Annotated in this window: 21 protein-coding genes; 1 reads left to right on the forward strand and 20 read right to left on the reverse strand. The window is 33.1% G+C overall.

The window, feature by feature from the left end; genetic code table 11:
- Window positions 1-26: 26 nt before the first annotated feature.
- The 7 genes from FXF36_RS00505 to FXF36_RS00535 form a co-directional block, all read right to left on the reverse strand.
- Window positions 27-458, reverse strand: a complete 432-nt coding sequence (locus FXF36_RS00505) for a hypothetical protein (RefSeq protein ID WP_151621928.1) — start codon at window positions 456-458, stop codon at window positions 27-29.
- A 39-nt stretch (window positions 459-497) separates the two neighbouring features.
- Complete coding sequence (locus FXF36_RS00510; RefSeq protein WP_151621929.1) at window positions 498-1,814, reverse strand: HsdM family class I SAM-dependent methyltransferase; 1,317 nt, start codon at window positions 1,812-1,814, stop codon at window positions 498-500.
- A 22-nt stretch (window positions 1,815-1,836) separates the two neighbouring features.
- The gene (locus tag FXF36_RS00515) at window positions 1,837-2,409 is read right to left on the reverse strand and encodes a restriction endonuclease subunit S domain-containing protein (RefSeq protein WP_151621930.1); all 573 of its coding nucleotides are present in this window, start codon (window positions 2,407-2,409) and stop codon (window positions 1,837-1,839) included.
- 382 nt (window positions 2,410-2,791) lie between these two features.
- Window positions 2,792-3,199, reverse strand: coding sequence for an Imm70 family immunity protein (locus FXF36_RS00520; RefSeq protein WP_151621931.1), 408 nt, complete (start codon window positions 3,197-3,199; stop codon window positions 2,792-2,794).
- A gap of 12 nt (window positions 3,200-3,211) precedes the next feature.
- Window positions 3,212-4,411, reverse strand: coding sequence for a hypothetical protein (locus FXF36_RS00525; protein WP_151621932.1), 1,200 nt, complete (start codon window positions 4,409-4,411; stop codon window positions 3,212-3,214).
- Entirely contained in the window at window positions 4,411-6,375 is a 1,965-nt protein-coding gene (locus FXF36_RS00530) for a hypothetical protein (protein ID WP_151621933.1), read from the reverse strand. The genes FXF36_RS00525 and FXF36_RS00530 overlap by 1 nt, the downstream gene beginning before the upstream one ends.
- Before the next feature lie 447 nt (window positions 6,376-6,822).
- On the reverse strand, window positions 6,823-7,482 hold the full coding sequence (locus FXF36_RS00535) for a site-specific integrase (protein ID WP_151621934.1): 660 nt from the start codon (window positions 7,480-7,482) through the stop codon (window positions 6,823-6,825).
- Between the two features lie 619 nt (window positions 7,483-8,101).
- Between FXF36_RS00535 and FXF36_RS16180 the strand changes: the two genes are divergently transcribed.
- Complete coding sequence (locus FXF36_RS16180) at window positions 8,102-8,263, forward strand: hypothetical protein (RefSeq protein WP_167511238.1); 162 nt, start codon at window positions 8,102-8,104, stop codon at window positions 8,261-8,263.
- 70 nt (window positions 8,264-8,333) lie between these two features.
- Here FXF36_RS16180 and FXF36_RS00540 read toward each other — a convergent pair whose 3' ends face one another.
- From FXF36_RS00540 to FXF36_RS00600, 13 genes are all read right to left on the reverse strand, one after another.
- Window positions 8,334-9,305: a hypothetical protein gene (locus FXF36_RS00540; RefSeq protein WP_151621935.1), complete on the reverse strand. Its 972-nt coding sequence runs from the start codon at window positions 9,303-9,305 to the stop codon at window positions 8,334-8,336.
- Window positions 9,289-10,293, reverse strand: a complete 1,005-nt coding sequence (locus tag FXF36_RS00545; protein WP_151621936.1) for a hypothetical protein — start codon at window positions 10,291-10,293, stop codon at window positions 9,289-9,291. The genes FXF36_RS00540 and FXF36_RS00545 overlap by 17 nt, the downstream gene beginning before the upstream one ends.
- A gap of 1,082 nt (window positions 10,294-11,375) precedes the next feature.
- On the reverse strand, window positions 11,376-12,140 hold the full coding sequence (locus FXF36_RS00550) for an HNH endonuclease (protein ID WP_243143541.1): 765 nt from the start codon (window positions 12,138-12,140) through the stop codon (window positions 11,376-11,378).
- Window positions 12,140-12,889, reverse strand: a complete 750-nt coding sequence (locus FXF36_RS00555; protein ID WP_243143542.1) for an HNH endonuclease signature motif containing protein — start codon at window positions 12,887-12,889, stop codon at window positions 12,140-12,142. Before FXF36_RS00555 ends, FXF36_RS00550 begins: the two co-directional genes overlap by 1 nt.
- 45 nt (window positions 12,890-12,934) lie before the next feature.
- Window positions 12,935-13,195, reverse strand: coding sequence for a DUF2442 domain-containing protein (locus FXF36_RS00560; protein ID WP_167511239.1), 261 nt, complete (start codon window positions 13,193-13,195; stop codon window positions 12,935-12,937).
- Complete coding sequence (locus tag FXF36_RS00565) at window positions 13,188-13,757, reverse strand: hypothetical protein (protein WP_151621938.1); 570 nt, start codon at window positions 13,755-13,757, stop codon at window positions 13,188-13,190. The genes FXF36_RS00560 and FXF36_RS00565 overlap by 8 nt, the downstream gene beginning before the upstream one ends.
- A 33-nt stretch (window positions 13,758-13,790) precedes the next feature.
- A complete protein-coding gene (locus FXF36_RS00570) occupies window positions 13,791-14,081 on the reverse strand; it encodes a hypothetical protein (RefSeq protein WP_151621939.1) in 291 nt (96 codons plus the stop codon).
- Between the two features lie 58 nt (window positions 14,082-14,139).
- On the reverse strand, window positions 14,140-15,003 hold the full coding sequence (locus FXF36_RS00575; protein ID WP_151621940.1) for a Uma2 family endonuclease: 864 nt from the start codon (window positions 15,001-15,003) through the stop codon (window positions 14,140-14,142).
- Complete coding sequence (locus FXF36_RS00580; RefSeq protein WP_151621941.1) at window positions 15,004-15,531, reverse strand: hypothetical protein; 528 nt, start codon at window positions 15,529-15,531, stop codon at window positions 15,004-15,006.
- A 103-nt stretch (window positions 15,532-15,634) separates the two neighbouring features.
- The gene (locus FXF36_RS00585; RefSeq protein ID WP_151621942.1) at window positions 15,635-16,954 is read right to left on the reverse strand and encodes a hypothetical protein; all 1,320 of its coding nucleotides are present in this window, start codon (window positions 16,952-16,954) and stop codon (window positions 15,635-15,637) included.
- A gap of 124 nt (window positions 16,955-17,078) precedes the next feature.
- On the reverse strand, window positions 17,079-17,816 hold the full coding sequence (locus tag FXF36_RS00590) for a ParA family protein (protein ID WP_151621943.1): 738 nt from the start codon (window positions 17,814-17,816) through the stop codon (window positions 17,079-17,081).
- 127 nt (window positions 17,817-17,943) lie between these two features.
- The gene (locus FXF36_RS00595; RefSeq protein WP_167511240.1) at window positions 17,944-18,504 is read right to left on the reverse strand and encodes a site-specific integrase; all 561 of its coding nucleotides are present in this window, start codon (window positions 18,502-18,504) and stop codon (window positions 17,944-17,946) included.
- 190 nt (window positions 18,505-18,694) lie between these two features.
- Window positions 18,695-20,137, reverse strand: a complete 1,443-nt coding sequence (locus FXF36_RS00600) for a replication initiation protein (protein ID WP_151621945.1) — start codon at window positions 20,135-20,137, stop codon at window positions 18,695-18,697.
- Window positions 20,138-20,623 lie beyond the last annotated feature (486 nt).

Consider the following 20,623-nt stretch of genomic DNA (forward strand, 5'->3'; position numbering starts at 1 on the left):
ACATGGATGCCTATAGTGCTTTGCGGTTAATCCACCATTAACATTGATGTCTCTATGTCAATGTCTTTAGCATCTTTCCCAATTACACTATGAATAAATTCTTCATTGCCTCTATTTTCTAGCAGTGTAAACAATACATTTAACAAGCTATATGCATCATTGTCCTTGAAATAAAATAAATCAACTGGTCCACCTACACGGTTCTTAAGACTAATGCCATTGAATTCATCTATACGATAACTGATAATTTTACCAATATTCTCATAAGATAATTCAGTCATTATTTTTTGTGGATTATCCTCTGATAAAGAGAATTCTGCAAAACCACAAATATAGGACAAAGTAATCCATCTTTCCTTTCCTGAATCATCAATAAATCTTACCGTAGCATGTTCTCCTCCCACCCAATCATTTTCATCTTCAAAATATTTAGCATCTGTTATAAAATATCTCTTCATCTTGTATACTTCTAATCCTTTCGTTCCTTTGTAACATTTCTAGTTGAATAGCTGCATTTTTCCAATTTTATTATCAATGGCTGATATCTGTTCCATACATTCATTTATATCCTTATTTATATCCTCAATAGAACGATAAATCACCTCAGTCTCTTCCTTAAAATAGCGAGAATATGACCAATCTCCTATTTCCTTAATTTCGCCTATAGAAACCTTATGCGAAATTCCTTCTACCTCCTTCTTTTCGTTTATAATATCTGTAAGAAGCCTTTTATTTTCTAATGTAATGCTAGCTTCTGATCTACGACCTCTATTTATGAGCTTTGATGCATCCACGTAGATTACGTCATCATTTCCTTTTTCGAAGACTAACATTGATGTTTTCACTCTGGTATTATCCAATCCTGCAGGAAGATCAATAACAGCTCTAAGTAGATTAAGACTACGTAAACGTTCACGACATACTGCATTTAGACCTTGCTTGAATAAAAAGCTCTGTGGTACAACAAGCACAAGTCTTCCTTTATCTTTTAGCGCATCAAGTCCTGCTGCTGTAAACAGAACATCACCGTCCTTGCAATAATCAGTGTTCATGTATTTAATTAAAATATCTACTTGATGCCCATTGAGTTCTTTGACTTTTGTACCAAAAGGTATATTCATTACAACTTTGTCAAATTTCTTTTCTGACTTACGAATAGTAAAATCTCCTACCTTCGCGTCAAGTTCATAATCCCCTATAAGATTTAAATAAAGTGCAGCATCTCTAACATTTCTATCATCAATATCGTTAATTGTAAGTTGACACTTCTTATTATCTGCACACACTCCAAGTGAATAACCTAATCCTACAGTTCCATCGCAAACTTCTTCTCCATCCTTAATATCCGCAACTGCACTCTCTAACTCTGCAATAATAGTATTCGTAACCATAGATTTTGCATGTGAACCATCACATACAGTTTTCATCAATTGATAGGCTAAATTCTTAGCACCTTCCTTGTCCAAGGGCTGAGTAGCGATTGTTTCAAGAATATTTGCAAATGTATGCATCCATCCTTCCTCTTGGGATCTATATGGAGCATTTATATTACTTAATAATCCCTCAATACAACCACATTGTTTTTCAATCCTGCTTATTACCTCTGTATCAAAAAGTTTAGAAGTTAAAATCTCATCATGTTTAATTGCTGTGAGACCAACAAAATATTTAAAAAATCTATTATGTTCAAGATTTACATCACTAAAAATATTCATGACATATAATATTTGTTCTAAGAAAGCAGGTAATGTATACCCATTCTCCTTACAAATGCTTATTATTTTTTCACTTAATGTCTCATTATTCTTTTCCATTAGTACATCCTCCAACCAATATTTAATGATATCCAAAAACAGTATCCAATTTCTCCTTTTCAAGACTAATAGTCTTTTTATATAAAGCTTCCTTTTCAACTATACATTCATAATATTCTGCAATCTGCTCTTGCTCTTTTGGGTCATACATATTTAGCTCTACTTCATTTATTTTACCAATGGTTAACATTGGTACTGTCGCACCACTTACCTCCTTAAGTACTTGGTTTCTATAGCTTTCTGAGTTAAAAAATGCAGTTAAAAACTTTGGATTTACTTGTTTCTGATTACATCTAACAATTGCACAAAAAGATGTTACTAATAGTCCCGCGTTCTTCTCATCTATATATACTGCATCATATGGAGTAGAAAGCTTTAAAACAATATCCCCCTGTTGTGTAGTTTTCTTCTCGTCAGGCTCAGTTTTATACTCCAATTCGTATAAATCATCATTGTTAATCTGTCCACCAGATATAGCTTTCGGAGCTAAAACTTTTATTTTACCTTTAACAAGTTCATTTTTTCTTTGATCTGCTTGGATTCTACTTGTTATTTGTCCTCCTATTGTCTGTGCAATTCCTGATATTCTTTCCATTTATGTTTCCTGTCCCTTTCGATGATATATTTTTTTATGTTCATTATTGACTTGTAAAAAAAATAGCCATTCATAGCCGTTCATTTTAAAGTTATATCTCCATACAAAAATGATATGTTTTTGTATGTTCATCTTGTAAGTATAATTTACCACGCTAAAAACATTTTGTCAATAGTATTTTTGATATATTTTTTTATGTTCATTATTCGGGGGGGGGGGTAAAATGAGACTTACATTATTTAATGTTTCCTATAACCATAAAATCCTCGGTATAACTCCGCGACTATAACCGTAAGAAAAAAACAACCTCCATCCATTCATCATGGGATAGAGGTTGTTTGTATGATATCAAGTTATCTGCCTAGGACTCCTGGATGGGAATTCATTCCGACATATCTACTGCTTTCTTCATAATATCTGCGTAGGTAAGAATTGATACTAATTCAAATAGTAAATCCTTTCCATCAGCAGTTGTGTATAAATTTGCACACGATGTAGTTACATAGCTTAGATTTCCATCCCACGGAGCTTTTACTTTAGGATTATCACAATCATATACAGCCTTTTCTGGTTTAATCTTTGAAAATTCATCTCTTAGCAGATTAATTTGTCGTGCAGTCTCTATTGCATTATTAGGTTCACATTTCCCTGTTTGAAGAAAATCCATTGCTAGAGGAATTTTTCTTTTCATTCCACCTAATCGAACCTGTGCAGTCGAATAAACAGAATGTAAAATCCAGCTTCCACCTACATCTACGTATCTTTTTCTATCCTCTGTAAATAATTCCATGAAAAACCTCCACTAAAGAATTTCAATTGGTATATTAGGATAAACACTATCTAATCTAAGATGTATATTTCTAGTAACTGTTTCAATTATCTCAGTAGTATACTCTCTATTTCTTGTATCAAGAATAATTCGTTGAGTTGAATCAGCTGGAAGATTTTGTACACGAGCTGTTATTTGTCTTTCCAGTTCACTGTACAAAGTTTGTCTACTTTTGGCACTTGCCAAATTGTAGTTTTTTACCTCTATAGCTTCTATAGTACCATTCGGATTCTGTACAACCACATCTGGCCTTGTTGCACCTGGTGTGTTAAATGGAACTTCTTTTCCACCTATATAAGAAACCTGTTCTCTTCCGCCCTTAATCTTTAAAACATATTCTTCAGACTCTCTTGGTGTTGGGATTGTTTTAGGCGACAGATTAGCAGCTGCCAAATCTATTGTTGCAGAAACACCACCTAATACAACTCCGGAAATAGCACCCCACTTAAAACCTTCGCTAGCAGCCAAAGCACTTGCTTTTACAGTAGATTCTAAATCCTTAGTTTCATATCCTGTAACTGCAGCCGATACTGCACCGCTAATCACAGCTCCCGAAATAGCAAATTCTGTTCCAGTAGATGCAGCTGTTGCAAAAATCATACTAACTGCTGGCGCACCTAGCCCCGCTGATACAACGGTAACAGTAACACATACAAGAATTACGCCTCCACCTATAGCTACATTTCTAATAATCTGGTCATAAGTATCATCATAATCCTCAAATTTTGCTACTACTGTTTTTCCTTCATCATTTGTTGTAAAAACGTACTGTTCATCATCAAATTGCTTTTCGACTTCTTCCAAAGAATACCCAAAGAAAATATTAGATTTGGAATTATATTCTAATTCTTCCAAGTACTCTTTAGAAACATAAACAGCTGAAACATTTTCAATAATATAGTCTTCGGAATCAAGCGTTGACTCTAGATCAGAATAAACTGTATCCTCCACATACTGAATTAATTCTTCATCTTGCATTGATGTATTGGATAAATCAATATCGCCTAATTCATCATCTTCTGTAGTGGCACTTTCGTCCTGTGCTACACTTTCTTCTACTTTTGTTTGTGTATCTTCACTACTCTCTGTCGTGTTACTAACTGATGCGCTTTGACCACAGCCACAAAGAGTTAAAGCCAATGATAAAGTTATTGCAATTATCTTTTTTACCATTACTTCTCCTCCTCTTCGCTTACATCAACATTTCCTCGTTCCTCGTTTCTAGTTCCTTCATTTGTTTCATTTATATTTTGAACTAGCTTCTTTTTCCTATTCTTTAAGACCCAGAAGCCTCCAACAACTATTACTACAGCGATACCAATATATCCTATAGGCGATGATTCCTGTTTTGTGGAATTAACGCTTGACCCACTACTTCCATCACTTTTATCTGGCTCACTTTTTTCTGTTACATTTTTGGCTATCTCAGTACTGCTAGAATTATCTACTACCTCAGTTGTATCGTTTGCATCTTCTATATTCTCATCTTCAGTTACCGCCTCGCCAGACTTCGATACAAGACTACCATCATCTTTTAGTTTATATCCCTGGGCTAGTAGATTATTTACATCATTAACAGAAAGATTATTCTTCGATAACGCTTTTATAATTGGAGAATCTCCAACATAAATTGTCTTATCTGTTTTACGGTTACTATCATAATCATGCTCTACACTAATAATATAAATACCTTCATCTTTATATTCTGAGCCATCTTTTGCTGGCTTATTTCCTTTAGTGTCCTCAGAATAAGATGTGCCATTGAAATTAATTGCTTTATGTTCAACTGAAACTGTTAAATACTTCGAATTTGCATAGTCTAATCTGAACCCTTCCATAGAGATAGAATGATCTACAAGTTGATTATTTGTCGCCAAATCAAATGGGAATATGTTACAATTGCCATTTCTAATCTTGAATTCAAAAAATAGCGAATAACTTGAGATGTCATCAAGTATCCCCGATGAATCCTTTATTTCATAATCTAATGCAACTACATAGTCGCCTTCTTCAAACAATTTAACTTTTGTATCAGCGCCAGTACGAACATTGGCTTCAAGATAATTGGTGAAAACAACTGGGTCTTTTGCTTTCCCCTCAGCATCAGTTTGTTGGATAATTAAAGTTCCTTTTCTAAATGCTGTATGTTTTATATCAAACTGGTCATCCCAACCATCTTTGACATCATTGATGGATAAGTCCTCATTACCATTCAACTTATTTATATCTTTAATTCCTGAATCCAATGTGAACCATAATGTTACTTGATCACCAACATTTTTTAAAAACATCGGCACATCGTCTTCATCTTTAATAGCATCGGTGTATCCATTTATAGTAAAATCTCCAAGATTCCAGCCTCTATGAGGATCATCATCAGGAATATCAACTATCACACTATAACCTGAATCATTTTCTACTTTAAATCGATATTCTTTATCTTGGAATATAGTACGTGGCGTTGTGTCTACAGATTCAACATTACCTAAATCCTTATCAATCAAATAAAATTTATAGACTTCTGCCCATCTTGTTACATTGTAATCTGATGTATCAAACACCAAAAAACTATTCTTCTCAACTAATGTTTTTGTTTTATACGCTACTAAAACTCTATAAAAACATCCATTTGCTTGTTGCACATAATTTGACTCATATACTTTCTCTTCAAATTCGCTCTCTTCGCCCAATACATCTGTAAGCTGTTTATCTATAAACCAGTTTTCTCCATCTAATGATGTTTGAACAATAATAGCACCTTTCTTTACTTTTTCATCAAGTGTAGCCGTAGAGACCTTTTTTGTATTGTCCTCTGAGATTTTATCTGTAGCAGTATCAATGTTGTACTTAATTTCTACAATGCCACTATTTACTTCAAAGGCTTGAACTTTGTTTACATCATTTATCTTTTTGATATCGCCATCAAGTGATAATATACCAAATTTAGTCTTACCATTTATAGCTTTATTTGACTGGGCATTTTTCAGCACATAGTCAGTATCCTCATCAAACTGATACTCTACACCATCAATATTAAGAGACTCAGCAAATACAGGTGTTGGCTTAATAAAATAAGCAAGCGAAAAAATAGAGATTAATAAAGAAAATGTGATATTAACAATCAATCTTTGTTTCATAAACCCGCCCCTCTCTGCAAATGGTTACTTTTATATCCTGAATATAAAATATCATGTTATAAGTACGAAAAATCGTACAGCATAATACCTTTTTATAACTTTTTATAACAGCAATGCAACCTATACTTTTAATAGCTCTACATATAGCATTTATTTACAGATAGAGTTAGTGTACCAAAGAATATTGTTAATCCTGTGTCGTCATAACACCATCATCAAGCGTAAAAATCCTCGGTATAACTCCAGGACTATAACCGTAATTCAACCGAGTATCGTATAATTTTCGGTCTTATCCATAAAAAACAACCTCATTGATAGAGGTTGTTCCTGCGATTTGATATGTATTTAAATAAAATTTACTTTAATCCATACATTTTCTTTTTACGAATAAGTTCACTCATGGATTCTGCTTCATCAACAAGCTTATAAGTCCAATTATTCTCCGTCTTAATATAGTTTCTTTACATAATTTCTGGCATCAGAATATGACTTTATAACAAGCTTTTCACCTTTATCATCTAAAAAGAAAAGTCCTGATTTCTCATCTCTAATACAATAATGATATTCATTTGGCTTGTTACCATATTTTTCTTTGATGAGGCTATATTTTCCATCCACTGTGGTTTTTACTTTTGCGGTACCTGTAAACTTTACTTCTGATGAGTTCTTGATTACTCTGCCCTTCTTTCTTTTTGATTCAGGCTTAGTAATCAAATTGCGAGAAAGAATTCCTTCTAATATAAGATACTCACAGTAATTATATAAGGCATTGATGCGACGGCTCCGCTCCGCCTCACTTACTGTTCGTTGCTTTGCACCTTCAAATTTGGGCTGAAATGGAATTGATAAATACTCTTCAATCATTTCATCTGAAACAGAATTTAGATCATCTTCCACCAGCTCATCCCTTGATTTTGCTAGTGATTCTGCAATCACATCATAAAAACGTCTAATTTGGCACACCTCAATATAGATACCACCAATGGATTTTCCCTTAGTATTTTCCGCATAATAACAATATCCCTGCACAGATGCAGGAAGTGTTTTTGCTATATCTGTTGTGCTGCGACTCTTAGCAGCTTCGCTTTCAGATAGATACCTCATCATTTTCAAAGCCCCTTTGAACTACATTCTCATGGCTTTAATATATCATCTTACTAATTATAAAAAAAGCCATCACAGAGGTTGATGTGATAGCTTAATTCCTTCAGTATCTCTACTGAATTATTATGGGTACTTTTTATATCGGCTATTAGAGAACCTTTTAATAGTTACCATATAAAAACTGTGCTTGGGGAAGGTTCGGGAACCGGGCGAACAATGCAATCTTTCCTCTGCTCGCATTGTGGGGAGTCCTTCGGGGGGTTCCTGATATAATCGGGGCGGAGCATATTATCATCCCGTAAAGCGGAGCCCCGATGCAAGTTCGCACGGAAACAATCATTCCTTACAATAAACTATAAATCTAATAATATTATATTAAGAAAACAAATATTTCTCAACGCAAAAAGACCACAAACGTGATGTCTGTGGTCTTCATGTGTTTTGTTTTTCCGTTGTTATATTTACGCATGGAGGTACAAAAGTAAAGAAAAAGCAAGATTTTCATGTTATAATATTGTTGTCAAGAAGGATTTTTGCAAAGAAATACTGAGAATCTTCAAGATTCTCTTTTACTTGAAACACAGGAGAAAGGAACTCGGCCTTTATGGAAGAAATATTAATTATGGATAGTAAAAAAGGAAAGAATATTTCTATTCCAAAGAATCTTACATCTATTTTAGATAAAGGCCTTGATGATGTTGATAATGGTAGAGAATTACCTGCAGATAAAGCTTTCGACTTAATAGCCGATTTGGTTGAAAGAAGACATCGTGCAAGAACGTAATGTATTATGACTCCCTTGGGAAAAGTATAATTGGAAAAGATATTTTAGAACTCGTCTTCTATAAATATCGTTATAATTCTATTTCTTCATCCTTACTCTTATGTTTGTTCCTTTGAATTTCCTGCTCAAGCATCTTAATTTGCTTTTGCTGTTCAATTATTAATTGATTAAGCTGGACGACCGTATTTTGAAATTCTCTTTCTTTTTCTATTCTCTCTGCTTCAGCTCTCGTTTCAATTTCTCTTTTTTGAGAATCTTGCTCTGTTATTTTATTTTCAAGTTCTTGCACTTTAACCTGATACTCTCTTATAATCTCAAGATTTTCTTTAAGCTTCTGCTCCTTAAACTGATGAATATCCATATCTTCTCTTTCAGGATTGAGTTCTCTTTCAGTTTTTCGTTCAATAGTAAAACCTCTTGCTTCTACAATCTCTGTCCATTTTTCTCGCATCATCGTATCAAAAGCTACGGTTCTATTGTTTCTACGTCCTTGAGGTAGGTGCTCATCTACTCTGCTAATGCCCAGTTTTTCAAGAGCATTTTCTTTTGAAATCGCTAAGTCACCATTTTCATTAATATAATCCCAACATTTCCTTATATGAGCATGCGGACTTTTCTCATCAACATGAATGGCCCAGTCTAAAACATGGCAATTAGAGTTATATTTCTCCAGCTGTTTCAAATACTCCATCACACAATCTTTAAAGATTTCTGGATTTATATTGTCCGTCATTGTTCCTATTTGAAGAATGGTTTCTTCCGGAGGATGCTTTATATAATATTTCTCTATCGTCATGCAACGTTCTTTGTGACGTGCTTTTATGTAGGTTTCATTAATATGTTTTATTCGCTCACCATATTGTTCTTTGTAATACTTGAGTTCAACATCCTTGAATTTTAAACCTTCATCCTCATAGATGTTTCCATAGATATTGTTGATAGATTTAGAGATATCTATATGGTCTGCTTTTTGTATATCAAAATTTCTATCATTATGATTTGCTAAGCAGCCGGCACGTTTATTTCTACAAGTTACTTTCATCTATAATTAAGTCCTTTCTTTCTAAATCTTCTAAAAATGATTTGCCTTGGTCCAAAGCATATTCAATAAATTTTATTGACTGTTCTCCTCGTTCATCTCCTAGCAAATCAAAAAATTTTAATGCTGCCTTAATACGTTGCCCTTGTAGTAAATCAGAACGGAGTACCCTAAAATCTTGATATTCATCTATAATCTGCATTACCTTACCAGCTCTAGCTAAATATACTCTCTGTCTCACTTCCTGCTCTTTCAAAACATCATACTTAATTTTAAGATTTTTATATGATTGGTTAAGCCTGCTATACTTTTTTTCTTCATCTTCATCCCTTTGTTTTTTTATCCTTTCAACAAAAGGCGTTATTCTCATATAATATTGCGTTGTAGTTTCACCCTCCATTGGAAATGGCAACTTCTTTAATTGAGAATAATCTGATGTTAAAACAGCTTCTCTATCCTTGTTGTATAAAAAGTCGTAGAATACTTCTTTGGGTGCTGTATCAAGGTAAAAAGTATTCCTCATTATCTTTTCATAATTCCTTAATATACTCTTGAACCAACCTCGTTTAGCACATGAATACTTAGTCAGGAAAAGCTTTCCATCTGCACGCGTCTTTGAAAAAACAATCGTATATGTTCCTTTTTGCTTTTTGCTATCAAAATCACAAAACAATATTTTAGTTTTATCAGCGCACGCTTCTTCCGTAGATGAATCTTTCAACTCAGCAATATTAATATCCAAATAATCTCTACAAAAAAGTAATGCCACTTTCTTCCAGCGGTTTTCATCAATAACATCACTTTCACCAATACATAACTTAAATTGGATTCCAATAGCTATAACGCCGTTTTTTCGAAGCTGATGCGTTGAATAATATGATTGCTTTAGCAAATAATCCTTACATGTGAAGTAAGCAAAACTACCCTGATTGACCTCCGTAATAATCTCCTTAAAGTCCGCTTCTGTCTTTAAGGAAGAAATCTTAAACATCGAATATCCCATTATTATTTATCCTTTCTTGTTATTTCAAATTATCCAAACATAGATAATTTGATCTTGAATGTTCTATTCGTGTCTAATATGGATGTAGGATAAGAAAATCGCTCTTAAAACGATGTTTCAGATACTTTTTAAAAGAAATTTATAGTGAAATTTAATGTTTTTGAATTAAAGAACTGCTAATTGAAGATAATATTTTAAACGTAATAATATCTATATTGGATAATTTGATTCCTTAGAACATATTCTTTACATGCCTGAAACCCTCGGAAAATCAAGATTCTTTGATATTTGCTTCACCCAGCGTTTCTCAAATTTGCGTCAATTGTCTACGGAGTATATGTATTAGCGCATATGTACTTGTTTTGAATGCCTTTTATGGATTTATAAATATGAAATTCTAATAGATATAAATTTTTTTATGAGGGGATTTAGATTTTGACAATCTAAGAAATTCTTGAGTTTACAACTTATTTTACATTCCCTTTTAAAATAAAGTCTACAGCTGTATATATTGTTCAATCCAGGGTTTTCCCCATTTTTTCCTATGTTTTTCAAAAAAATCACTTCAAACAATAGGCCTTTACTTATAGCTTTAAAAAAAGAAGAAGAAAACCTGGAAAAGAGCAGGAAAAGATGCGTTTAGCAACTTCCCTGCCACGCGCAAGCCTTCATCCTAGTCGGTGAATAGGGCGACGCTAACCATTAATTTGAGGTCACTAAAACATAAGGATTTTTGCCCACAAACACTATAAAAAAATGCTGATTTTAGCCCACTAAAAATAGGTACTTTCCTTTATTTTCGCTGTTTTTTCCATTTTTTTCTTATCAAATTTAGCCCAGCAAAATATCGAATTTTTGCCCAGTAACATCATTTTGCATCAATTTCAGCCCACAAAAAGGCTTATTTTACATTAAAAATGCCCACAAAAACATAGGCATTTTAGCCCAGCAAAAATTAAAAAATGTTTAATTTACGCTGTTTATCGCATTTTAAAAGTGCTTAAAATAAGCCCACGAAAGACTTTATTTTATAACGTTTTTTGGCCAGAAAGATTAAAAAAAATAGGACACTATGATACTTCTATTTCCTTAAAATAGGTTCCTGTTTTCGTCCATTTAGGTTTTCTATCTAGTACTACTTGACTGCTAATTACAGAGTCAGAGATTCCTGTTGCAACACATGCATGACCTATATTTATGTACCTAGCTATTTCTTCATCTGTATGAATATCAAACTGTCCTATAACAGTATGAATTCTCTTAGAAGCATTATATTTTACAAAATATACATTCTTTCTTATGGGATTATCCGGATTCTCTAGCTGATACGTTATTCCCTTCTTAGTCATTCCTACTTCTCGCGCAGCTATAGAAATCGAGCCATAAGATCCAATAAATTGATTATATAAAGTATCATAACAATCAACTGGAATCGATTGTTCATCATTAAAACCTTTTCTATTAACAGCCAGCCCGTCATCAAAAGCTTGTTTTGTGTTTTCTGACACTGTTCCCCACTTTAAATTATCCACATTATTATTAGCTTTATTATTATCTTTATGGAGAACAACTGGATAGTTTTCAGGATTTGGGATAAACGTGTTTGCTACTAATCTATTCACTCTGCAGCTGACTCTACTACCATTAACTTTATTTATCCCGCAATACAAATATCCATTACTCAAACTTTGCTTCTTAATAAAGAATTCTCCACTATGATGATTGTTTCTTTTTTCAAGTCCGTAGATATTTCCTCTCGGATCGATATAATCAAATGAATCTTTTATCTGAACTGCATCTTTTGGTAATTCATCAATATAAATACTTTTTCCCACTATGTTTCTCCTACGTAATTTTCTTCATAAACTCTTTTAAGCGAAAATCTATGAGCAATTTTATATCCCCCATTGTAATCAGCACATAATGATCGTGGGGGATATCTTCTTCCTGTTAATCTATAAACATCATCTGCTATTTCTTTCACTGTATTTCTTTTTATTGTTATACCCTCACCTTCTAAGATGAGTATCCCCTTATTTTGTGTTCTAGTTTCGACTCTCTTTGCCACATGCTTTCGCCCTTGTTTCTCAGGAATTACTCTAATATCTCCATATTGAAGATATTTATGTAATGATGAAACACTCACAATTTTAAACTTTTCCTTTGCATATCGAATAGCGGCAGAAATAGATTCAAAGTCCCCAATATATTCATCTCCTTTATATAACCTAGATGCATTTTTGTTTCTCACAGGAGACATAGTCTTATAACTTTCAGCAAGATTGTGTTTTCGGTCACACCATTCTAAATTTTCTACATTATTATTTTGAGGATTACCATCAATATGATTGACTTCACCATAATCATTTGGATTAGGAATAAAAGCTAAGGCTACTAGTCTATGAATCAAAAATTTCTTATGATTACCGGATTGAGAACATAATGTAATAGCATAATAACGTTGCTTTGAATCAAGAGTTGGCTTTAACTGTTTCTTTTTTCCTGATTTATAACTAAAAATTTGTCCCCTAGTATCAATTTCGTAAGCAGGATATCCTGATACTATTTTACTGCAATAATCCACCTAACATACCCTCCCATTTTTACACCTAGCTATATATGATATAACCTACTTGTCACAATTTATCTCATTTGTTGCTATTGACTCCTCATAAACCATATATGGATCTAAATTGACTGCATCTTCCCAAGAGATTATTCCCATCTCATCAACGTACACCCCCTGAAAATATGTCTCATCAGATAAGTCCTTATAAAGACTGGATTTCTCAATCAGCTTTGAACAATCAAATCTCTTCTTTTCTCCTGTATCAAACTCAATTAGTAACATATTGTTAGCCATTGCTGTTACATTTAAAGCTCTATGCATTCTTTTCTTTCTCCATTTCATCTTCTGTAACAGGGCATTTATGCATATTAAGAATTCCTCTTGTAATCAAGAAAGTGGAACTATCATACATAATCTCATCATCAAACTTGTCAATCATACCATAGAGGGTAACAAACAGTAGCTGAGCAATCTCGGGTCTAGCTACAAACATTAGGTAGGCGCCCCCTACACGAACGGTCTCTGCTGCCTCTGCTACAAGCGCCTTAATGTTTGGAGTCTGTATGGATTCCATTAATAAGGTTGACTTGATTGCACTAGGCTCACCATTAACCTGGCTTAGAAGCTGGTTTAAATCTTCTTTTGTATATGTACTATTTGCCAACGATTTCAGCTCTTCCATTAATGCAATAGCTAAGTCTATAACCTTATTCTTTTCTCCTTCCGTAACAAATGCTTCAAATTCTTCATTTCTGTATGGCAAGCGATAACAGCGACAACAGTCTTCTGTCTCTTCTTCATTACGTTCATACTCACGCAATAACATATTGATTATTTCTATTAATTCTTTTTTTCCATCCTCACTTAAAAAAGCATATTTCATCTGTGAATTCTCCTAATAATTTACGTTCCCCTGTTATTCCAAATGCTTCAACTTGGCTTGATCCCTTGAAAGGATATGATAAGCCATTCCTTTCTTATCTGGAAAGAACTCTCTCTGTAACTCATCCTTATTATTTAGCAATTCGTTGAATGATATCACGAAACGTCCATTGTGCATGGTTTCACTTTCAAACTCGCACATAGCTCTTTCGACATATCTATTGAAATCTTGGTATGAAAGACCAGTCGTTATTTGCGAGTACTCTTCATCCTTATTTTCATCCACCATGTAAGAAACCCCATATCTATCTAAGACTCTCAACATATGCTTAAGATATTTATTGTCTATGTTTCTTGTTTCCATCCACCCAGCTCATCTTTGATTAAATCATCGTTTTTCTTGTTTTTATCAATATCTCAGCGAAAATTAGGTCTGCACACTCCTCAGGTTGATTGAATTCATATTCTTTGTATTCTTCTATATAATTATTGTTAGTATCAAAAAGAGATAACCTATTATTTACATAATCAATTATCCAAACCTCTGTCCCCATCTTTTTATATGATGGAATCTTCTTTAATGTGTATTCCTTTTGTAATCTGCTTTTCACTACCTCTACAACAAAAGAAGGTGCTGACGCAATACGTTCACAATATTCTTTAAACCCTTTCTGAACAACAGTAATAGCAGGAATAAAAAAATTCTCTGCAGGATTTTCCTCTAAAATATCATAACAACACAATCCAACGTGACTAAACACCTCATATTCAAGTTTTGCTTCTTCTATCATATTGATTAATGATGAATAAATACCCCCAATAAATATATTACTTGTTGGGGTTTCTGGCTTTGGCCATACTACCAGCTCTCCATCTATCACCTCAGGGTATTCATCTTCGTTTGATTCTTCCAACGCATAAGCAATTGGATTATTAATTTTCAACAGGTCTTGTTCCTTGTTTATAACAATAAAAGAACCATCATTAATCTCTTCTAGTCTAGCAACAATTTTCCAAAGAGTGGCCGAAAGCTTCGGCTTCATTTCTTCATATTTTTCTTTATTGAATAGATTATTCTCGCCATAGAGAGACGAATATAACTCCGTTGCCTCTTCACTCCACTTTTGAATAAAAAAGTCATTATTTACAGTAGCGATTCCTGTATTCTCGAGACAAACACCATTACTATCTTTTACCAATAATGGATACCGGTTATTATCCAATTTTATTTCTATTTCTTTTTTCATTTATTCACCAGCTTTATCAGATACTTCTATTCCAAGTGCCTCACTGGCAAAATCAAGATAAATACCCTCTATATAGTATTTTTCTTTTACTTCTTCTGGAATTTCGTTGTTGTAACCAAAATATATTTGCTCTCTCTTCTTCTGTACATTGATAAAAAAGTGGTCATCTGCAGTTGTAATATTCAAAAAATCTCCTAATAATTGTTTCATCATTTTGTCTCCTTTTCCTCCCGTCCTTTTGCTGATATTATCTAACTCAAGAATGTTAATATTTCTAGCCTCTTTTGAAGGATAAACTCCTACATACTGACCACGCCTAATTGCAACGCTAATATCATTATTTACCTTGCATTTTGGGCATTCCTGAACAAAATCAAAGAAGTAATTCTTATTTCCTTTATCAACATAGTCCCCTATATAATAATTATTTAAGCTCCGATCATATTCTTTTGTCTGTTCTTCAAACCTAAATACTTCACCGCAGTTCTGACATTTAAAGTCTCCCCAAAAAGTGTCAAACAATCCCATTTGCGTATTCACCTCCTCAAGATATTATTTTCTTTCTACTAATAGGATATAAGTATATTTACCCTATGTCATTCAACGTATAGTTGAATATTCTTCGCAGTTTCTACTCATCAACTGCCATTACTGGTAAATGTTCTTTCTGAAATAAATACTTTATTCGCTCTATAATAAGAGAAATCATAGACATATTCTTTATGCGATTGTTTTCGTGTGATAGTTTTAATGAATGTTCTCTCTCGATGTTTAAGAAATCTTCTAGCTCTCTTTCTTTTTCTTTTAAGCGTTCATTTTCTTGTTTTAATTCAGTATAATCCTTTAGTATGTCCCCTATCTGTTTATATATTGGCATAGGAAGCTTCAAGCACATTTGAGTACGTCCCAGCTGATCTGCTTTTTTGTTTTCTGTTCTTGGTACAAACTGTACTGTTACTGATTCAAACATCTGAGCAAGTTTTTCATTCTTTGTCCCAATATGCCAGCTTTTCATTGCACCCAAATTATCAGTAAATATTTTTACATTTCCTTTAAAATTATATTCAAACGCCAATAATATCATCGTTGCACCAATAGCATTTTTTGCAATACTGTCTGTCCGATACCGTTCTTGTGTATACTCAACATCTATGGCAAGAGTATTTTCTTCTGTTATTTCCGATTCATTAGCAAGATTCCCTCTGCAGACAATATAACTAAAACTCGAAAACCTTCCTCCATAACCTGCTAAATCCCAACTCACATTATGGATTGATTCATCAATAAATATCGTTCTGTATGAATCCTCTTTTTTTGTCCTTTCCGCTCTATCATTGACACATTTACAAGGGTCAAGATTAAGGTTTTTTATCATTTTCATCGGAGCAATGATTAATTGCTTTCCCTTGCAATAAGGACAATCCTTTATGTGATACTTCTTACCAGTTTCCGTAATATAAAGCTCATTTTGTATATTTCCAACAGCAGTGCTTGTTGAATCGTAAAGAAGCTCTTTTACGACTTGTACTATATTACATGTCAAAATCTTTTTGTAAGAGTTGGTTCCAGCAAGAAGATCCTCTAAATCTATTCTGTTACCACTAGGTTCTTGTATTCTAAATTTTTGTAGTATAATAGCTTCTTGCTTTGCTATAGCATGAACAAGTCTATCTATCCTCCTAGCCAAATTGGGTTTAATTAAGTCCGGATGTCGCTTCTTTATGGCGTTATACAACATAAAGTCATTCTTTGATTTACACATATATTTATTCAGTTCTGACTGTAATAAATTGGCGTCCTCTAGATAATATATTTCCGAATCGATTCTCCCTCTTAAGGATTGAATATACTCAGTATCCGATTTGAGCTTTCCTTTGGCCTTTGTAGCCTTTACAGAATTGCCCAGCTTTAATAATAGTTCATATATTATATCTTCATCTGACCTAGTCATTGATATACACCTCTATCAGCTAATTACATCTTAATCTCTTTTGAATACGATAATTTCTTCCAGTGTGCATTCAAATAACTGAGACAGTAACTATTTTAGAAGGTCCTTATTCTCCCTTAATAATCTATCCTGCAAGATATTCATCAACAAAATTCTCAAAATCCTGACGAATTCCCACATATCTTTCATACTCACATATGAATTTTTTTTCATATATGGAATACGGCATTAAATATGACTCTCTAAGAGTCGTAGAAAATATTCTATTGATCTTATCTGGATTCAATTTTTCATATACTCTTTTATACAAAAGATTTACGTCATTATGTCTCTCATCTATTCTATTTAGCAAAATACCTCTAATAGCAAATTTTTCATTAAACTGCTTCATCTCCAACATCTCATCTATATAATCATGAATACAACTCTCATGAAGATAATTAGTAACTGGAATAATAAGCTCATCGGCTACTGTAGCAAATAAACGATTCTTTACTAAGTTTCCAGCTGGTAAATCTATTACGCCATAATCGTAAAATAGGTTTATAGTTTCAAATTGCTTCTGCAACAATAAAATTACTTTGGCTGTATCTATTCCGTCCACTCTGCAATTTGAACTCCCCCTTACATAGTCAAAATATTCTCCTCGTTGAATGGTTTCTACAATTGTTTTTTTCTCATATATTACATCCTTAATTGTTGATTTGTTATCATCATCAATATAACAATCTAACGAGGCCAGTCCATCTCCATCAATCATCAATGTTCGAAAGCCTTTTTTATTTAGCAAAGCCGCAAAATTATGAGCAATAACCGATTTGCCCTGTCCTCCAAGTATATTACCTATCAGCACAACTCTCATAGTATTTTCTCCTATAATTTAACTTTCAATGATACCTTTAGATACCCCGTGATACCTAGCGATACCTAAATACTACAATAGTTATTTTTTCTATTTCTGTCAATAAAAAAAAGTAGCACCTTAAGTACTACTTTTTATATCTTTCACCTGTTTCTTTTATAATGTTGCATGCGTCTTTTAAAATTTTTAAATCATCATTCTCAAATATAGATTCATTTTCATTCACGATTTTATTAATCGAATCATTAAGCATTATAATTTCATTAATTGCATCATTAAAATCATTATTTACATTAACATTCACTATATCCTCAGATCTGCATATGTTTCTATACTTTCTTAATGAAAAATCATCAATATTTAACTCTTTTTTTGCCCTAGAAATGAATAATGAGAAGTTTTTTTGTGAAACTCTCTTTCCGTTATTATTAAGGAAAATATAATCATCGTCTTTTTTTCCTTCTGCCAGCTTAGTGAGACAGCGTACTACTAATTTATGATGCTCTTCTGGTAATCGAAACTCATATTCAGGAATAAATATAATAGTCTCAGGAGTGAAATAAACTCTCTTCCCACTAGTAACTTCTATATCTTTTAATTTAATGTCTAAAATTGTATTTAATTCCGCATAAGAATAATCATACAAAGTGAGTATGACAAAATAATCAAGCCTTCCTCTTTGTATCATATATTCCTTTATCTTATCAATTTTGTCGTGCCATATAGAGTAATCAATGTTCGAGATGCTCATATTGTCCTCTCTCTATTATCTTTACTTTTGCCTTAGTCTATCATAATTATCTCTAAAACTCTATTAGCTACCCTCATTTACACTAAAAAGAAATGACCTACCAGATTGAACTCTGATAGGTCAAAGTTTATTTGCTAAATAAGGCTTTTTCTAATTCATCCATATCTACATCTCTTTGGCTGAAGTTATGAAATGAGTTCTTTGCTTTCTTTCCATCATTAGCAGAAACTTTTGGTGTTGCTCCCTGTTCAATCATTCTACAAACATATCCAAGTTTATCTTCTACTGGAGCAAGTTCAGTATTATCGATTCTCTGCTTAAATGTTAAAAGAATCTGAGAAACAAAAATAGCATCTCTATTATTTCTACTAGCACAAGCTGAAATACGATTAATCTCATCACTTGAAAAGCTTAAATCATATGCATTGATAAACAATGCAATCTTTTCTGTTAATGGATTGTCCTGAGCATCTTCCTTTTGTGGTAGAGCTTTTGTTTCAACAGCATCGATATAGTTCTTTTCTTTGACAATAAATCTATAGCCTACAAGCTTGCTACCCTTAAGCTGCTCCTGGTATTCAAAAGTGAAATCACATTCATCGACTTCATTAATACTTTCATATGCAGGTCTAAGTACTCGTCTTTCAATATCCGACTTGTAATACTTATCCGGAATAGAAAACTGATGTTTAAATTCTTCAAGCTCTAAATCAAACACACCAGGCGTTGCATTTGGATATTCCTTATATCTCTTTTTATTTTCCAGGAACCAATACAAAGCTATTGTATACTTACCTCGTAATTGAGTTGTTACCTCAAGTGATCCATAAGCTCCGTGTACCAACTGAGAACAAAGCGCTAAATCCTTGAAAAAGTCAGATGGCTTAAATTCGATATAAGAAAGCTCATCATTTTTCTTTTTATGATAGCGAAGAATATCAAACCATGGAACAATTATGTCGTCCTCTCCATCAGGTCCTAGTTCTTCAAATTTCAAATGTCGTTCCTTAAGCTTTTCTGTTCCTTTTCTAAATACATTATAAAGTGTTTTATCATTCTGGAATCTTGAAAACTGAACGAAGTTTGATGGTTCAATTCTGTAAGCAACATTTTCCGGAAAAGAAGACATAGTTCCAAGAATAGCATCAAATACTACATTCTCTTCTGCTGTAAACTCCATTTTACAATGCATAATCAAAGCATCTGTTCTATAAGCAATTCCTACACCACCCTTTTTTAAAGGATGTTTGTTATCCTGTAGAGCTAGAAGCTTTAATAATGCTGCGTGGGAATTAGTTGAAAATGTTTCAACGAGGTTATCTACAGATATTGCCGCTTTTATATATTCTCGAATCTGTGTCTCATCTTCACTTAAAACTGGATTGCCATCAACATCTACGACATCGTATCTTTGCTCATCAAGATCTACGACATTACCCATGTTAGTGGCTACAGTCTGATGCTCCATTCCTCCCAAATTATTGGTAAGAGGATACTCATCAATAAACTGTCCAGTGGTTGGATCTACAGTTCGATAATTACCATATTCATCTTGCTTTTTAATAGCCATTATTATTCTCCCACCTCGACATTTAAATCTTCTGTCAAAAATTATAGATTAACTGTCACACCTTTTCAATACATTTCTTGACAACTTGATTCGCTTGTCGACTCGATTTTGTCATATATTTGTCGAGTTTTTATTCCTTTTTTACTCTGTAAAATCCTTTAAATATATGCTTTTATTTGAAGTCATCATTTTGTCGAGTTAGTTTCATTTATAGTCATCATTATGTCGAGTCGACAAGTCACCATCTTGTCAAGTTTAGTCATTATTTTGTCGAAAATTAGGCTTTTTGAACTTAATTTATGCCAGTTTTTATCTTATAAACTACGGAATTATAGTATTTATTAATCCAATAAAACTCATGAATTTACGGTCGTCAAACTGTCGAATTTTGACAAGTAGTTAATTTGTCGAATCTAGTCACCATTTTGTCGAGTACTTTACTCGTTTAATCCGCTAATTCCTTTAAATATGCTTCTCTTTGAGTTT

Source organism: Pseudobutyrivibrio xylanivorans (genome assembly GCF_008935055.1).
Lineage (GTDB): Bacteria > Bacillota > Clostridia > Lachnospirales > Lachnospiraceae > Pseudobutyrivibrio > Pseudobutyrivibrio xylanivorans_A.

Bases quoted from the DNA above. Each gene is read 5' to 3' on its own strand.
- FXF36_RS00505 (WP_151621928.1), bottom strand. From the start codon at position 458: ATGAAGAGATATTTTATAACAGATGCTAAATATTTTGAAGATGAAAAT.
- FXF36_RS00510 (WP_151621929.1), bottom strand. From the start codon at position 1,814: ATGGAAAAGAATAATGAGACATTAAGTGAAAAAATAATAAGCATTTGT.
- FXF36_RS00515 (WP_151621930.1), bottom strand. From the start codon at position 2,409: ATGGAAAGAATATCAGGAATTGCACAGACAATAGGAGGACAAATAACA.
- FXF36_RS00520 (WP_151621931.1), bottom strand. From the start codon at position 3,199: ATGGAATTATTTACAGAGGATAGAAAAAGATACGTAGATGTAGGTGGA.
- FXF36_RS00525 (WP_151621932.1), bottom strand. From the start codon at position 4,411: ATGGTAAAAAAGATAATTGCAATAACTTTATCATTGGCTTTAACTCTT.
- FXF36_RS00530 (WP_151621933.1), bottom strand. From the start codon at position 6,375: ATGAAACAAAGATTGATTGTTAATATCACATTTTCTTTATTAATCTCT.
- FXF36_RS00535 (WP_151621934.1), bottom strand. From the start codon at position 7,482: ATGATGAGGTATCTATCTGAAAGCGAAGCTGCTAAGAGTCGCAGCACA.
- FXF36_RS16180 (WP_167511238.1), top strand. From the start codon at position 8,102: ATGGATAGTAAAAAAGGAAAGAATATTTCTATTCCAAAGAATCTTACA.
- FXF36_RS00540 (WP_151621935.1), bottom strand. From the start codon at position 9,305: ATGAAAGTAACTTGTAGAAATAAACGTGCCGGCTGCTTAGCAAATCAT.
- FXF36_RS00545 (WP_151621936.1), bottom strand. From the start codon at position 10,293: ATGTTTAAGATTTCTTCCTTAAAGACAGAAGCGGACTTTAAGGAGATT.
- FXF36_RS00560 (WP_167511239.1), bottom strand. From the start codon at position 13,195: ATGCATAGAGCTTTAAATGTAACAGCAATGGCTAACAATATGTTACTA.
- FXF36_RS00565 (WP_151621938.1), bottom strand. From the start codon at position 13,757: ATGAAATATGCTTTTTTAAGTGAGGATGGAAAAAAAGAATTAATAGAA.
- FXF36_RS00570 (WP_151621939.1), bottom strand. From the start codon at position 14,081: ATGTTGAGAGTCTTAGATAGATATGGGGTTTCTTACATGGTGGATGAA.
- FXF36_RS00575 (WP_151621940.1), bottom strand. From the start codon at position 15,003: ATGAAAAAAGAAATAGAAATAAAATTGGATAATAACCGGTATCCATTA.
- FXF36_RS00580 (WP_151621941.1), bottom strand. From the start codon at position 15,531: ATGGGATTGTTTGACACTTTTTGGGGAGACTTTAAATGTCAGAACTGC.
- FXF36_RS00585 (WP_151621942.1), bottom strand. From the start codon at position 16,954: ATGACTAGGTCAGATGAAGATATAATATATGAACTATTATTAAAGCTG.
- FXF36_RS00590 (WP_151621943.1), bottom strand. From the start codon at position 17,816: ATGAGAGTTGTGCTGATAGGTAATATACTTGGAGGACAGGGCAAATCG.
- FXF36_RS00595 (WP_167511240.1), bottom strand. From the start codon at position 18,504: ATGATACAAAGAGGAAGGCTTGATTATTTTGTCATACTCACTTTGTAT.
- FXF36_RS00600 (WP_151621945.1), bottom strand. From the start codon at position 20,137: ATGGCTATTAAAAAGCAAGATGAATATGGTAATTATCGAACTGTAGAT.